The sequence below is a fragment of the Microbulbifer maximicatervae (SeqCode) genome (assembly GCF_052467385.1).
In genome coordinates, this window is record NZ_CP174311.1 from 3481402 (window position 1) to 3496787 (window position 15386).

General features: G+C 55.0%; 12 protein-coding genes. All 12 read right to left on the reverse strand.

Annotated elements, in window-relative coordinates; translation table 11 throughout:
* Positions 1 to 76 precede the first annotated feature (76 nt).
* The gene (locus ACJJIR_RS14820) at positions 77 to 988 is read right to left on the reverse strand and encodes an AAA family ATPase (RefSeq protein ID WP_413664957.1); all 912 of its coding nucleotides are present in this window, start codon (positions 986 to 988) and stop codon (positions 77 to 79) included.
* 148 nt (positions 989 to 1136) lie between these two features.
* Complete coding sequence (locus ACJJIR_RS14825) at positions 1137 to 2318, reverse strand: O-succinylhomoserine sulfhydrylase (RefSeq protein ID WP_444905926.1); 1182 nt, start codon at positions 2316 to 2318, stop codon at positions 1137 to 1139.
* A gap of 185 nt (positions 2319 to 2503) precedes the next feature.
* On the reverse strand, positions 2504 to 3991 hold the full coding sequence (purF, locus tag ACJJIR_RS14830; RefSeq protein ID WP_282931878.1) for an amidophosphoribosyltransferase: 1488 nt from the start codon (positions 3989 to 3991) through the stop codon (positions 2504 to 2506).
* A gap of 45 nt (positions 3992 to 4036) precedes the next feature.
* Positions 4037 to 4531 (reverse strand): CvpA family protein, encoded by a 495-nt coding sequence (locus ACJJIR_RS14835; RefSeq protein ID WP_444905927.1) that lies wholly within the window; start codon positions 4529 to 4531, stop codon positions 4037 to 4039.
* A 241-nt stretch (positions 4532 to 4772) separates the two neighbouring features.
* Positions 4773 to 5417, reverse strand: coding sequence for an SPOR domain-containing protein (locus tag ACJJIR_RS14840; RefSeq protein WP_444894518.1), 645 nt, complete (start codon positions 5415 to 5417; stop codon positions 4773 to 4775).
* Positions 5398 to 6672 (reverse strand): bifunctional tetrahydrofolate synthase/dihydrofolate synthase, encoded by a 1275-nt coding sequence (gene folC, locus ACJJIR_RS14845; RefSeq protein ID WP_444894519.1) that lies wholly within the window; start codon positions 6670 to 6672, stop codon positions 5398 to 5400. The genes ACJJIR_RS14840 and folC overlap by 20 nt, the downstream gene beginning before the upstream one ends.
* 76 nt (positions 6673 to 6748) lie before the next feature.
* Positions 6749 to 7603 carry an acetyl-CoA carboxylase, carboxyltransferase subunit beta gene (gene accD / locus ACJJIR_RS14850; RefSeq protein ID WP_282931874.1) on the reverse strand — a complete coding sequence of 285 codons (855 nt, stop codon included), beginning with the start codon at positions 7601 to 7603 and terminating at the stop codon, positions 6749 to 6751.
* Positions 7604 to 7763: 160 nt separating this feature from the next.
* On the reverse strand, positions 7764 to 8573 hold the full coding sequence (trpA, locus tag ACJJIR_RS14855; protein ID WP_444905928.1) for a tryptophan synthase subunit alpha: 810 nt from the start codon (positions 8571 to 8573) through the stop codon (positions 7764 to 7766).
* Positions 8574 to 8665: 92 nt separating this feature from the next.
* Complete coding sequence (gene trpB / locus ACJJIR_RS14860) at positions 8666 to 9889, reverse strand: tryptophan synthase subunit beta (protein WP_108732438.1); 1224 nt, start codon at positions 9887 to 9889, stop codon at positions 8666 to 8668.
* 177 nt (positions 9890 to 10066) lie between these two features.
* The gene (locus tag ACJJIR_RS14865; protein WP_108732437.1) at positions 10067 to 10675 is read right to left on the reverse strand and encodes a phosphoribosylanthranilate isomerase; all 609 of its coding nucleotides are present in this window, start codon (positions 10673 to 10675) and stop codon (positions 10067 to 10069) included.
* Positions 10676 to 10800: 125 nt separating this feature from the next.
* Positions 10801 to 11694 (reverse strand): tRNA pseudouridine(38-40) synthase TruA, encoded by an 894-nt coding sequence (gene truA, locus ACJJIR_RS14870; RefSeq protein ID WP_444905929.1) that lies wholly within the window; start codon positions 11692 to 11694, stop codon positions 10801 to 10803.
* Between the two features lie 131 nt (positions 11695 to 11825).
* Positions 11826 to 15209, reverse strand: coding sequence for a motility hub landmark protein FimV (locus ACJJIR_RS14875; RefSeq protein WP_444905930.1), 3384 nt, complete (start codon positions 15207 to 15209; stop codon positions 11826 to 11828).
* Positions 15210 to 15386: the final 177 nt, after the last annotated feature.

A 15386-nucleotide genomic window follows, 5' to 3' on the forward strand; every position in this document is an offset into this window, starting at 1 on the left:
GCGCCAATATTCCACCAGTAGGTGTATCGGATTGCGGGAAGGGTTCCGACGTTGGGGGTGACTTACACTCATCGACTCAGGCCGCGATCACATCCACTTGGCGCATCAAACGCTCAACCAACTGCTCGCCGTTGCTGCCATCGCTCTGTAATCGATGTCCTGCCACCGCCGGCAACACAGCCTGGATATCCTCCGGCAAAACATGGCCGCGATTGTGAATCAACGCCCAGGCTTTGGCTGCGCGTAAAAGGGCCAAAGCGCCTCGGGGTGATAAACCCACTGCGCAATCCGGGCTCTGGCGGGTTTGCAAAACCAGTCGCTCAAGGTAATCCAACAGACTGTCAGAAGTTTTCACCTGCGTAACCAGGTTTTGCATTTTTCCGAGTGTGGCGATATCGATTCTGGGCTTTAACTTTGCCAGCTGCTGCCTCGGATCGGCCCCCAAATACAAAGCCCGTTCCGCCTCCCGGGTGGGATAGCCGAGACTAATACGCATTAGAAAGCGATCCAACTGGGATTCCGGCAATGCAAAGGTGCCCGATTGTTGCATCGGGTTTTGCGTGGCAATCACAAAAAATGGCTGGGGCAGTGTGCGGGTCTCGCCATCGACACTCACCTGGCGCTCTTCCATGGCCTCTAACAGCGCACTTTGGGTTTTTGGCGATGAGCGATTAATCTCATCCGCCAATAACACCTGGCTAAACACAGGTCCCTCGTGAAAGTGAAATTGGCTGGACTCCCGATCAAATATCGAAACACCAAGAATATCCGCCGGCAACATATCACTGGTGAACTGCACCCGCTTATAAGTTAGCCCCAGCACCTGTGCGAGTGCATGGGCCAAGGTGGTCTTACCCATACCCGGCAGGTCTTCAATTAACAAGTGGCCTTTTGATAACAAACAGGCCAGCGCCAGCTTCACCTGGCGCTCTTTACCCAACAAAACACTGCCGATATCGGACACTATGGCGGAAACTATTTTTTGCACGGCAAATCCATTACTGCTCAATTTTTCTCAAGGGGGCTATTTCTGCACACCGGCAAGGGCGCAACAAAATGCAAACGCTACCGGTAGCAGCGGACAGTATTTCACTGTCCGCTAATAATCATAGGTAGCTGGGCGCTTACGCCAGCGCTTATAGTTGGGATAATCCACGCATCAGGTCGCGCTTGAGGTCCTCAACATTTTCCAGCCCTACCGAAATACGAATCAAATTTTCGGTAATTCCGGCGCGAGCCTTATCTTCATCACTGAGGCGGCCGTGAGTAGTGGTGGCAGGGTGCACAATAGTGGTTTTTGCATCCCCCAAGTTGGCGGTGCAGGAGAGGATTTTACAATTGTCGATCACTTTCCAAGCCTCCTCACGACCACCGCGCACAGTAAAACTCAGCACTGCGCCAAAAGCGTCTTGCTGTTCCCGCGCTAGGCGGTGTTGGGGGTGTTTAGGCAAGCCGGTGTAATTTACCTTCTCAACCATCTCCTGCTCATCGAGCCACCAAGCCAAGTCGAGTGCATTGGTGCAATGCGCCTGCATACGCAGCTTTAAAGTTTCCAGGCCTTTGAGGAATACCCAGGCATTAAACGGGCTCATACTCGGTCCGGCAGTGCGCAGGAAAACCACCAACTCATCCATTACTTCCTTGCGACCAACAGCAACACCGCCCAGGGCCCGGCCCTGGCCGTCGAGGAATTTGGTTGCGGAGTGCACCACAATATCAGCGCCCATGGATAGGGGTCGCTGCAGTGCCGGGGTACAAAAACAGTTGTCGACCACCAGCATGGCACCAGCGCTGTGGGCGACCTGTGCCAACGCGCGGATATCGGCTACTTCACACAGAGGGTTGGAAGGCGTCTCCATAAACAGCAGCTTGGTGGAACCATCTACGGCCTGCTTCCAGGCATCCATATCGGTCAAATCAACATAGCTCACCCGCACGCCGAACTTTTCCATATAGCGGCCAAATAAAGCCGTAGTTGTGCCGAAAACACTGCGGGAACAGATAACGTGGTCGCCACTTTTCAGTAACGCCATACAAATACTGAGAATGGCAGCCATGCCGCTAGCAGTGGCTACCGCAGCTTCACCACCTTCGAGAGCAGCGATGCGCTCTTCAAAAGTACGCACTGTGGGGTTGGTATAGCGGGAGTAGACGTTGCCGGAGCTTTCGCCAGAGAAGCGTGCAGCAGCCTCTGCAGCGGAGGGGAAAACATAACTGGAGGTGAGGTAAAGTGCCTCGGAGTGCTCTCCTTCCGGTGAGCGAACCTGGCCGGCGCGCACCGCCAGTGTTTCCAGAGCGTAACCGTCGTCTTCAAACATATACCGCTTCCTGGTCAGTATTTTTGGAAGCAGCCATCTTAACCGAAACGATCTTAACTGGCGCCCTCTTCTGCCGCGAGAAAAGGACGCTTACGCTTTTTTACTATTGGCAGGCTACAAAAAACGGTTTTTTGCCGCCCGCCAAATCAGGTGAGGGATATTTAGATATTCCCCCAAAGGACGAATTACAAAGCGTTGGCGTCGGCCTTTTTACGCTTGGCCGTATCATTGCGCTGAGCGTGCAGATCGTTTAGGTATTCCTCGTCCACATCACCGGTGATGTAATTGCCGTCGAATACAGAGCAATCAAAGCGATCAATTTTTTGCTTGCCACCACTGGAGCTGACTACCAGATCTTCCAGCTCCTGGTAGATCAACCAGTCTGCGCCAATCTCCTCACAGATTTCCTCGGTGGTGCGACCGTGAGCCACCAGCTCAGTGGCGGAGGGCATATCGATACCGTAGACATTCGGGTATTTTACCGCTGGTGCAGCACTGGCGAAGTACACTTTGGCAGCACCGGCATCGCGGGCCATCTGGATAATCTGCTTACAGGTAGTACCGCGCACAATGGAGTCATCTACCAGCAACACATTCTTGCCACGGAATTCCAGCTCGATGGCGTTGAGCTTCTGGCGAACCGACTTCTTGCGCTGCTTTTGACCGGGCATGATAAAGGTCCGGCCGATATAGCGGTTCTTCACCATACCTTCACGGAATTTCACCCCCAAGCGGTGGGCTACCGTCTGACCTGCCGTGCGGGCAGAATCCGGGATCGGGATAACCACGTCGATATCGTGATCCGGGCGCATGCTGAGAATTTTGTCCGCCAGATGCTCACCCTGACGCAAACGCGCCTTGTGTACCGATACGCCATCCATAATGGAGTCAGGACGGGCAAAGTACACATGCTCAAAAATACAGGGAGTCAAAGACGGGTTATCTGAACACTGCTCGGAGTGCACAGTGCCATCCAGTTCGATATAGAGCGCTTCGCCAGGAGCGACATCGCGCACCAAGGTGTAACCCAGTACGTCCAGAGCCACGGACTCGGAAGCCACCATATATTCGGTGCCCTTCTCGGTTTCACGCTTGCCGTAAACCAGTGGGCGAATTCCGTTGGGATCGCGGAAAGCAACAATGCCGTAACCGACAATCAGGGCAACGCAAGCGTAGGCGCCGCGCACGCGCTTGTGTACAGAGCGCATCGCACTGAAGATATCTTCGGCTTTCGGCTGCAGCTTGTGCAACTTGTGCAGCTCGTGGGCGAACACGTTCAGCAACACTTCCGAATCAGAATCTGTATTGATATGGCGCAGGTCCTGCTGGAAGATCTCATCGACCACCTCGTGCACATTGGTGAGGTTGCCGTTGTGAGCCATGGCGATGCCGTAGGGAGAGTTCACGTAGAACGGCTGAGCCAGCGCCGGGCCGGAGCTACCGGCAGTGGGGTAGCGGACGTGACCAATACCAAAATTGCCTTTCAGACGCTCCATGTGGCGCGCGCGGAATACGTCGCGAACCAGACCATTGGCTTTCTGCTGGTTCAGGCGATCATCGTCACAGGTAACGATACCGGCGGCATCCTGTCCCCTGTGCTGTAGCAGAGTGAGCCCATCATAGAGCTGCAGATTGACGTCACTCTTACCGACGATACCGACGATACCACACATATATTTGACCCTATTGACTCGAGAAGAGCGCTTTTGGCGCTCTATTTAAAACAACTTTACGAAGAATTCCTTAACGGAGCCCGCCAGCTCCCGCGCACTATCCTCAAATTCGAGGAAATGGGGAATCAGAACAGACTGACTCCACCAGCTGTCCTGCTCCACCGGCACCAATGCCGGAGCCAGGATCAACAGCGCCATCACGACAATGGCTCCCCGCACCAAGCCAAACGCCATTCCCAGCACTCTATCTGTACCGGATAGCCCAGTTGCCTCAACAAAGGCAGAAAGCACCGTGTTGAGACCGGCGCCAGCGAGTAAGGTGCCGATAAACAGGATGCCAAAAGCTGCAATCATTTGGAGGGAGGGGGTGTCGACGAGGTTGGATAGCATTGGCGCCAGCTGGTCGCGAAACATCATGGCGACGATAAAGGCGGCAATCCAGGTAAGCAGAGACAAGGTTTCCTTGATGAAACCTCGACTAAGGCCGATAAGCGTGGAGATACCCACAATAGCCAGAATGATCCAGTCAGCCCAATTCATTCAATCCTACCTGCGTGGCGGCTGCTGCCGCGAAGAGCGCGCATTCTAACTGAAGGGACTAAGCGCGTGAAGCCGTAGGCCAACCGATTGGAATTTATTACTTGTAGTACCGCTTTCCCTGGACGTTTGGCACAGTGGCAATCGGTTAATTGCGAATAAAAATGCAAAGTGGAAATCTGCCAGCGAGTTACCACCATCCGCCTCGGGCTGAAATAGTGGCAACCTGAAGTCAAAGGCCCGATCAGGCCTTGAACTGAAGCACGAGGGTCTGGGCTTTCAGAAGGGTATCCAATTCTTTTTTCAGTTGATGGGCATCGGCCTTGTTGACCTTTGGCCCAACAAAGACCCGCACCAGGCGACCCTTGTCTGTATCCACTGCCCGAGTATAGGCACTGTAGCCCTCGTTCATCAGGCGCAAACGCAGCTTATCCGCATTGGACTCATCCCGGTAGGAAGCCACTTGAACCACCCAGGCCACAGGCAGGCCATAGGCATCTACAAGGGGCGAGGCTCCCTTCTTCGGCGCGGCCAGTTTTTCCTCCGGCTCATCACTCTTGGCGATCTCTGACCCTTCCTCTCCCTCATCTGCTACTGGAGCCTTCGGGTTGGAGAAGTTCTCCGGCAGATCCGGCTGGAAAGCCTCACCCGGCGCCGGTGCAGGCACAGCATCCGCTACCGGTTGCGGCTCGGCAATTTCAATAGGGCGTATATCCGGCTCCGCCGGAATCTGGCTGGTTTCACTGATATTGCCTGCGGCCTCCCGGTCCAACAGGCTGGGCAAGAAAATAACGGCAAGCGCAGCCAAAACTAGCGCACCGACAATGCGCTGCTTAAATCCGTCGTTCAATCGCCCTCGGCGGGAGGGTTTACCCTCGCAATTCTCCATTACCTTCGTCTCGCATCTGCTGCAGAACCTCAGCCACAGTAAAGAAGGAACCAAATACAAGCAACCTATCTTGTGGACCAATGGTCGGCAGCAGCTGTTGTAAACCATCGGCGACGTTTGGACAGCGGCTATCGGCGTTCGTTGCCTCAACACCTGCTGCGGCCAGACCTTCCAGCAAGGTCTCTCCGCTCGCAGCGCGGCTATTGCCCGGTAACTCTGCGGGGTGCCAGGCATCCACCACATCCCGCAAAGGCGCGAAGAGTCCCACCAAATCCTTATCGGCCATGGCCGCTACCAGCGCATGGGTCTCACCATCTACAGGGTGATCTGCAAGCCATTTAGCCAAGTGTTCGGCCGCTGCCGGATTGTGCCCCACATCCAACAGCAAGTTACACCCCTGCCATTGAACCTGCTGACAGCGCCCAGGCAGGGCAATTTCAGCCAGTGCAGATTCGATCCCACTCTGGGGCAAGACATTGAGCAGAGCCAGCGCGGTAATCCCAGCAGCGATACTCGGGCGCGGCAAGTTGATCGGGGGGATCGCATGTTCCAACTCACCAAAACGGTAAAGTTCTTTTTTACCCTCTCCCAAATTGAGAGAGAAATCCTGACCTATAAAGTAACTGGAACTGGACAATTTTTCTGCCGCAGACAGCACAGATTGGGTGGGATTGCTATCAGCACAGACAAAAGGCGCCCCAGCACGTAGGACACCGGCTTTTTCACGGCCGATTATTTCCCGGTCACTGCCAAGCCAGTCCTCGTGATCAATGGCAACACTGGTGATAATAGCGAGATCCGCATCTACCAGGTTAACTGCATCCAGGCGCCCACCCAGGCCAACTTCCAGAAGTGCAAACTCGACGCCTGCCCTTTGAAATAACCAGAGCGCCGCCAGGGTGGTGTATTCAAAATAGGTCAGGCTGGTCTCACCGCGAGCAACCTCGATAGCCTCAAACGCCAGCACGAGATCTTTATCGGCAACCTCTTCACCCCCGATACGCACCCTCTCGTTAAAGCGCAGAAGGTGTGGGGAACTGTAAGCGCCTACGGAGCGCCCTCCCTTACACAGCAGCGCCTCCATAGTGGCCACGCAGGAACCCTTACCATTGGTGCCCGCCACAGTAATCACTGTCGGTGCCGGTTTCTGGATGCCCAGTGCATCGGCGACAGACGCGACGCGCTCAAGACCTAATTCAATTTCGGAAGGGTGCAGCTGCTCCAGACGGGAGAGCCAATCTTGCAGTGAAGGCATAGTTGAAAACATCGATGATGGGGGCTGCAATCAGCGGAAATTAAGCTGATCACAGCATTACCCAAGGGAATGGAAATCAGTTGCCGGTCAGTTTACCCAATATGCGGGACACTGTAGAGCGCATTTCCTTGCGAGGAATAATCATATCAATTGCGCCGTGCTCCAGCAGGAACTCACTGCGCTGGAAACCTTTCGGCAATTTCTGGCGAATGGTCTGCTCGATAATATTCGGGCCGGCAAAACCAGCGCGCGCTCCGGGCTCCGCCGCATTGATATCACCCAGCAGGGCCAGGGATGCGGAAACACCACCGTAAACCGGGTCGGTCATAATGGAGATATAAGGCACACCGGCCATCTTCATTTTTTCCAGCACCGCCGAGGTTTTGGCCATCTGCATCAGGGAGATCAGGGCCTCCTGCATCCGGGCACCACCGGTAGCAGAGAAACAAACCAACGGGATACGCTGCTCCAAGGCACGCTGAGCGGCACGGGTAAAGCGCTCGCCGACCACATAGCCCATGGAGCCACCGTGGAAAGCGAACTCAAATGCTACCGCTACCAGGGGGGCACCATTCAGGCTGCCCTGCATGGCGATCAGGGCATCCTTCTCACCAGTGGACTTTTGTGCCTGTACCAAGCGGTCTTTATATTTTTTAACGTCTTTAAACTTCAGGCGATCAACCGGCTGCACATCGGTGGCCAGCTCTTCGCGACCTTCTTCGTCGAGGAAGATATCCAGGCGGCGACGGGCGCCGATTCTAAAGTGGTGATCGCACTTGGGGCACACATCCAGATTGCGTTCCAGCTCCGGGCGATAAAGCATCGCATCGCATTTGACGCACTTCTTCCAAACCCCCTCGGGGACCTTGCTGCTGCCGGTGCGACGCTCTGTGCGAATTACCGCAGGGACAATTTTTTCTAACCAGCTCATCTCGTTTCCAAATCCGGAGGCTTTCTTTGGGCCGGCACATTTTACCGACCAGTGGGTTTCAGGCTAGGAATTAAAACACTAAGCTGAACAACAAACCCGGCCAGATCAGCCGCTATTTTTGGCTTTCTGGCCAGTTTTGTGCTTAGACCTATAGCTGCTTTTAGCGATCCAGGGCTTCGCGCATCTCGCTGACAATAGCTCCAACCGCCGTTTTAGCGGCTTCCAGGTCTGCCGCCGCATCTACCGCCGACACCAGCACGCTACCGACTACAGCACCGTCGCCATGGGCACTGACCTGGCGGGCTGAGGTACCATCTTTGATACCGAAGCCAACACACAGGGGCAGATCGGTAAACTGACGAATATGGTCCAGATTGTCACGCACTGAATCTAAATCCAGGTGGCCTGCTCCGGTAACCCCTTTCAGGGATACATAGTAAACAAAGCCACTGGCAACATCGGTAATTTCACGAATACGCTCTTCAGTAGTAGTAGGCGTCAGCAGGAAGATGTTGCGCAGGTTGCGCTCCGCCAAAAAGGCATTCAGGGAACCGGACTCTTCAGCCGGCAGATCTACGGTCAGGGCACCATCGACACCCGCAGTGGACGCCGCTTCAGCAAACTCCAATTCACCCATACGCTGAATAGGGTTGGCATAGCCCATCAGGATTACCGGGGTATCACTATCCGACTGACGAAATTCTTTCACCAAAGCCAAACATTTACGCAGCGAAGCCCCACTGGCCAGCGCTCGCTCATGCCCCTTCTGAATTACCGGGCCCTCTGCCATGGGGTCGGAAAACGGCACCCCCAATTCAATAACATCGGCCCCGCTGGCTACCAACTGATGCATCAGCGGCACAGTATTTTCCAAGCCGCCATCGCCAGCGACAATATAAGTTACCAGTGCCTTGCGGCCCTCATCGCGCAACTTGGCAAAGCGGCGATCAATTCTATTTTGTTCTGTCACAGTTTATTCCCTGAGCTACTCCTGGCAAAAAGCCAGCTCAATTATTTGATCTTCACCCATTTTGCCCGCCTCAGAGGCGGGCGGTGATATTGCTACACCTCGATACCGTCGATAGCGGCAACGGTGAAAATATCCTTATCGCCTCGGCCGGAGAGATTCACCAGGACATTCTGTTCAGGGCTCATGGAAGCCGCCAACTTGAGCGCGTACGCGACTGCATGGCTGGATTCCAATGCCGGCAAAATGCCCTCAGTGCGAGTGAGTCGACGGAAGGCATCCAGGGCTTCATCATCATCGGCGGTGACATATTCCACCCGGCCGATATCTTTCAGCCAAGAGTGCTCAGGGCCAACACCCGGGTAGTCGAGCCCTGCAGAAACCGAGTGAGTCTCGATAATCTGGCCGTCATCATCTTCCATCAGGTAGGTGCGGTTACCGTGCAGAACACCGGGAATACCATCATTCAGTGGTGCAGCATGCTTACCGGAAGCCAGGCCTTCACCGCCGGCTTCGACACCAAACATTTTCACTTCAGCGTCATTCAGGAACGGGTGGAACAGGCCGATCGCATTGGAACCACCACCGACGCAGGCCACCAGCGCATCGGGCAACTGGCCAAAGCGCTCCAAACTCTGGCGACGGGCTTCACGGCCGATAATAGAGTTGAAGTCGCGCACCAATTGCGGATAAGGGTGAGGACCAGCCACAGTGCCGATAATGTAGAAAGTATTATCGACATTGGTTACCCAATCGCGCATGGCTTCATTCATGGCGTCCTTTAGGGTCTTGGAGCCGGATTCCACCGGCACCACTTCTGCCCCGAGCAGTTTCATACGGTATACGTTGGGGGACTGGCGCTTAACGTCTTCCGCACCCATATAAACCGTACACTGCAAACCGAGACGCGCCGCCACGGTTGCCGTAGCCACACCGTGTTGACCAGCGCCGGTTTCGGCAATAACACGGGTTTTACCGCTGTGTTTGGCCAGCAGTGCCTGGCCCACCGTGTTATTTACCTTGTGCGCACCGGTATGGTTCAGGTCTTCCCTCTTAAGCCAGATTCGCGCACCGCCCGCCTGCTCAGTCAGTCGCTCAGCAAGATACAGCGGCGATGGCCTGCCTACGTAGTGCGCCAGATCGTGATCAAAGGCAGCGACAAAATCCGGATCATCTTTCAGGCGGCTATACATTGCCTGAAGCTCATCCAATGCGCTGATCAGCGTCTCCGATACAAAGCGACCGCCGTAGGGACCAAAATGTCCGCTCGCATCCGGGAAGGTGGAAAAATCGATAGCACCTGGCTTACTCACACTCATACTCCGTGGGTCACGTGGGGTTAAAACTTTCTTTCTGCTTACCTACTGTTTGAATAGTTCTCCTTGAACTATTCAAACGTCGCCAGAAAATACTGGCGCAGATGCGTCGATCTACTGGTATTTACTGGCTCGCGCCGGCCAAGCCGGCGGGCGGCACTTCCGGTACCGCCTCTAAATCTATCTCTTCGCCGCGCTGACAAACGCAAAAACTTTTTCTCGATCCTTGCGTCCCGGCTGACGCTCTACACCTCCGCTCACATCCACCCCCTGTGGGCGCGCAGCTTCTACTGCTGCAGTTACATTCGCGGGATTCAAGCCACCGGCAAGAACTATCGGGCGACTGCTATCTTGGGGAACCCTGTCCCAATCAAAGGTCTCTCCGGTACCACCGGGGACACCAGGCCTGTAGGCATCCAATAGAAAACCCCGGGCTTTGGGGTGCTCAGTCATTGCGGCTTTGACATCAAGGTCATCTTTCATCCGCAACGCTTTGATATAGGGACGCCGGAATTGTTCGCAGAAACGGGCACTTTCATCGCCGTGGAATTGCAACAGGTTAAGCGGCACCGATTCCAGTACAGCGTCCACCTCACTCTGTGCCGCATCGACAAATAACCCCGTCAGGGTGACAAATGGGGGAACTGCTGCTGCAACTTTAGCTGCCATATCAAGATCGATATAGCGCGGGCTCGGCTTATAAAATACCAGGCCCAACGCGTCGGCACCCGCATCTACAGCCATCAGGGCATCTTCTATACAAGTGATGCCGCATATTTTTACTTGCATCGTGTAACCTGGACTCAGCCGGCTGGCCGATCAAAAGAGGGAACGACGGATACTAGCAGATAGTCAGAAGGCGCGAAATGCACGCCCTCTGCCAGATTTGCTTTAGCCTCAAAAAATTCAGCAGTCTAACTGGAAAGCAAAGCACCCAAAGGTTGTGGCACCAGCAGTGGCCCAGGCTCACATTGGGGAAGCTGGAAATGATCCGGATAGCGCACATCAACGAGATACAGGCCAAACGGCGGCGCAGTCACGCCTCCGGCGGAGCGGTCCCGCTGATCCAGCACCTCTTTTACCCAAACTGGTAGACGCTCCCCTCTCCCCACAGCCATCAAAACCCCGGTGATATTGCGCACCATATGGTGAAGGAATGCGTTAGCGCTAATCTCCAAGGCAATCAGATGACCCACTGGGGCAATATTCAGGCGGGTAATTTCACGCACTGGGCTCTTGGCCTGGCACTGAGAGGCACGGTAGCTGGTGAAGTCGTGGCGGCCGATCAAGTAGCTGGCTCCCTCACGCATCGCCTCCAAGTCCAGTGAGTGCTGGGTCCAGGTTACCTCAGCGGCGCTGTGGGCCGAGCGGGTTGATGCGCTGTGGATCAGGTAGCGATAACTGCGTGCGTGAGCAGAAAAACGTGCATGGAACTGCGCCGGCATTTCCCGCGCCCAGCGCACCCGCACAGAATCCGGCAACTTGGTATTAACTCCCTGCACCCAGGCGCGGTCCGGGCGCTGCGCTCGGGTATCAAAGTGAATGACCTGATTGGTAGCATGAACGCCCGCATCGGTACGCCCGGCACAAACCAGGGTCACATCCTCCGCTGCAATAGTGGATAAAGCCCGCTCCAGATGAGCCTGGACAGTCTCCGATGCGGACTTCTGCTTCTGGAAACCGTGCAGTTTAGCTCCGCAGTATTCAACGCCCAGGGCTATGCGGCGCAGTCCTTCGGGCAGCCCCTCACCTTCAGGGACCTCCCCATTTGGCTTGTAAATATATTCCCTCTGCGTCACCTGACTCATATCACCAAAACCACTTGCTCTCCCCGCTGCGACTGCGCCGGGTAAAAATCACTGCCGGGAACTTCCCGGTAAACATAAAAAAACCTCGCAACCAGTGCGAGGTTTTTTCAAAAACGGAATACGCTGCTAGCTTACACCATCCGCTCCAGCATTTCCTCGGCGCGGTCTTTGTGTTCACCGCCACCATCCTGGGCGACCTCTTTGAGGATATCCTTGGCGCCCTCTTCGTCACCCATATCCATATAAGCTTGAGCCAGCTCCAACTTGGTCGCCATCTCATCGCCACCTTCCAGCAAACTCAACTCTGAATTGAGGTCGCTTTCCAGATTGAAGTCGAGGTCACCAAAGTCAGAATCTGACGGCTTTTCGACAATCGCCTCAACCTGCTCTATCGCTTCAGGCTTAGCTTCAACCAGGGGTTCTGGCTCAAGAGTCAAATCACCCTCAGTGGATTCATCGATGAGAGCCAGCTCATCCTCCAGGGAGAACTCCTCTTCGATTGCATCCGCATTGAAGTCCAGGTCGCTAGCCCCGGCCAGCTCCATACCTGCAGCATCGAGAGTATCCAGGTCAGCATCGAGGGATAAATCTGCTGCCGGCTCACTGCTGGCCGCGGCCACCTCTGCCGAGGACTGCTCAGTTGCGTTGAGATCCGCAGCAATATCATCCAGGTCGATACCGTCGAGATCCAGGTCGGAATCCAAGTCGCCGCCGATCATCTCCAGATCACCCTCAGAGAAGTCATCCATGGATAACTCTTCTGCAGGCTCCTGGGCAGAGGAGACTCCTTCTGTCAGGGGGATCTCCTCGCTCAAACCGCTGTCAACGGAATCCAGCTCCAGAGCATCATCCAATCCAAAGGCCGTATCCAGCTCAACCGAGGCCTCTCCTTCTGTCTGGGGCTGAATCTCTTCCTCCATCATGGAAAGATCCAGCTCAAAATCCAGGCCCGGAACGGAACCACCGCTGGTAGTTGCCTTTTCTTCCAGCTGGGCCTCAACTGAGGCCTCAGAGTTTTCTTCTGCCGCCGGCTCCAGGTCGAGGGAATCCAGATCCAACTCAGAGGTATCGAATTCTATTGGAGCATCGACACTCTCTTCTGTGTTATCAGAAAGTTCAAGCCCCAAATCGTCTTCAATCAAAGCGGGCTCTTGATTACTTGAGCCCAGATCACCCAGGTCCAACTCACCCAAATCAAGTTCATCAAGATTTAAGTCGTTTTCAACTTCTGGTTCCGATACCTCAGCAGTAACTTCCTGGCTGTCTCCGTCGAGAGCACTGTCCAGGTCCAAATCATCCAGATTAAACTCGGTATCCAGCGACTCACCTTGATCTGCGCTCGCCTGCAACGGCTCTTCAATGCTGCTATCCAACTCCAGGTCCAGGGACAGCTCTTGCTCAGAACCAGAGCTCTCCTGATCCAATGACAGATCCATAGTCAGGTCATCGAGGAGAGAGGTATCGGGCTCCAGCGCGTCACCGCTACCAACCAGTCCCGGCTCGGCGCTGGTGAAGTCATCGTCCAGGGCCGCGCCGATATCGTCGAGCTGCGCCGCTTCGAAGGACTCATTGGAAAGACCCATAGCCGGGGCTTCAAAATCCGGCGCACCAGCAATGGATTCACGCAGGCGGGCGGCGCGATCGGCAGCAGGACCGTCGCTGATGCTAAGCAGCTGGCGGTAGTGATCGTCAAACTTTTCAACGTCCTGGTTGTGGGCGTAAACCTCCATCAACATCAGGCGCGCATCGACTACCTGCGGGTCCTTTTCCAGGCCCAGCAGCAGCTTGCTTTCCGCTTCCTCATACTGCCCCAGGGACAGGTGAATCTCCGCTTCAGAAATTGGGTCATCAGTGCCTACATCGCCGAGATCGCCCAGATCGAAGGTATCGTCTGCCTCCATGCTCTCAACTGCAGCGAGAGTTTCATCGGGTTCGGCAATATTCTCAGGAATATCCAGCGGCTCTTGTTCCATAGCCATCTGCTGTTCAAGTTCCTGCTGCGCCTCTTGTTCAGCCTTGCGGCGACGCCAGGTGAACAGGCCAAATATAGCGGCCAGCAGACCCGCACCACCCAAGCCAATCAGCATTCCGTTATCGGCCAGCTGCTCCATAAAGGTTGGCTTGGGCTTGGTTTGAACTTCAACTACACGGTTACGCGTCTCTGCTGGAGCCGGTTCTGCTTCAACAGTTTCTTCTTCCGTATCAGCAGCAACATCAAACTCTTCGCTGTCTTCAATAGTCAGGCTGTCATCTAAAGACTCTACTTCAACGTCATCCGCCTCAGTGGGGTCGAGCAACACGTCTGACTGCTCCGCGGCGGCCTGCACCGCAGCCAGTTCCTCATTGGAAACATCAATCAGCGTATCCATGGTATCGATCTGCTCGTCGAGCTCGGCGATACGTTCACGCAATTCAGTGTTTTCGAGCTTGGACTTATCCAGCTCTTCCTCAGCTACTGTGAGATCGCCTTCCAGCGCCTCACTGTCATCAGTGCCGACTCCAGAACCGGAAGTAACGGACTCATTGTCCCCCGGTGCAGCCAGGCTAACGCGCCCTTCAACCGTTTCGCTGACATAGGACTCCTCCTCAACCGCACGGGCATCCAGCGGTGCGCCAGTAGCCACTTCCACTTCGGAGCGCTGGCGCCAGGAGTCATTCTGTTGAGCCACCTCAGAAATCGCCTCCGTCATAGTCAGAGTGCGCAAATCCTCGGTGTTGGGCAGGCGCAGTACGGCACCTTTCTTCAACAGGTTGATATTGTCATTAATAAAGGCTTCTGGGTTCAGCCTTTGAATCGCCAGCATGGTCTGCTGAACAGAGAACTCGCGACTGGCGCGATTTTGCAGCGCGATTTCCCACAACGTATCGGAGGAACTTACCGGGCCATATACCTGGCTATTGCTTTCACTGGTGTCTGTAGTCGTATAACGTGGCTGCGGACGAGCGGGCTCGCGAGTTTCTGGGGCAGCCCTTTCAGTTGGGGCTGGTTCGGCCGGTGCCTGACGAGCAGCCGGGGCCGGTGTTGTGCGAGGCTGGGGCTGTTGAACTGGGGCAGTGCGACGCACTTGCTGCCGCTCACGCTCAGCTGCGCGCACGGGTTGCTGCGCAGCCGTTGGGGAAAACGCCGGCAGGTCCATCAGCAGCGTATATTCGCGCAGTAGACGGCCACTGGGCCAGCGAGTCTCAACCAGGAAATTCAAAAAAGGTTCGCGAATGGCATCGCGACTGGAAATGCGAATAACCGGTTTGCCACCGGAGTAGTCCACTTCAAAACTTAAAGAAGTAAGGAGGTAAGAGCGCTCGACACCAGCGCGTTCGAATTCTTCAGGACCTGCGAGGCGAACCCTAATTTCGGTATCTTCCAAACCGCGAGTCTGCAGCAGTCCGATTTCCGCATCGAGAGGCTGGTTAAGGGTCGAGTTGAGCTTGATCTCACCTAGTCCAAGCGCCAGAGCCGCGTTGCTTCCCAGTGCACCGACTAGACCAACTGCAAGTGCCAACTTACGCACACGCATATCCGATTCCCTTTATTGTTAGAACCTTCCCAGGGTTTCCGAAAAGCGCGCCTTCAGAATATCCCCATTACTGAACGGTAATCGTTCACCTATTTGGCCGCCGTTTAGGCAGCCGCCAACTATGGCGAATTTTTCGCCAGTCTCAGCCAGGCCAAAGTTAAGATTACACCTTCACTA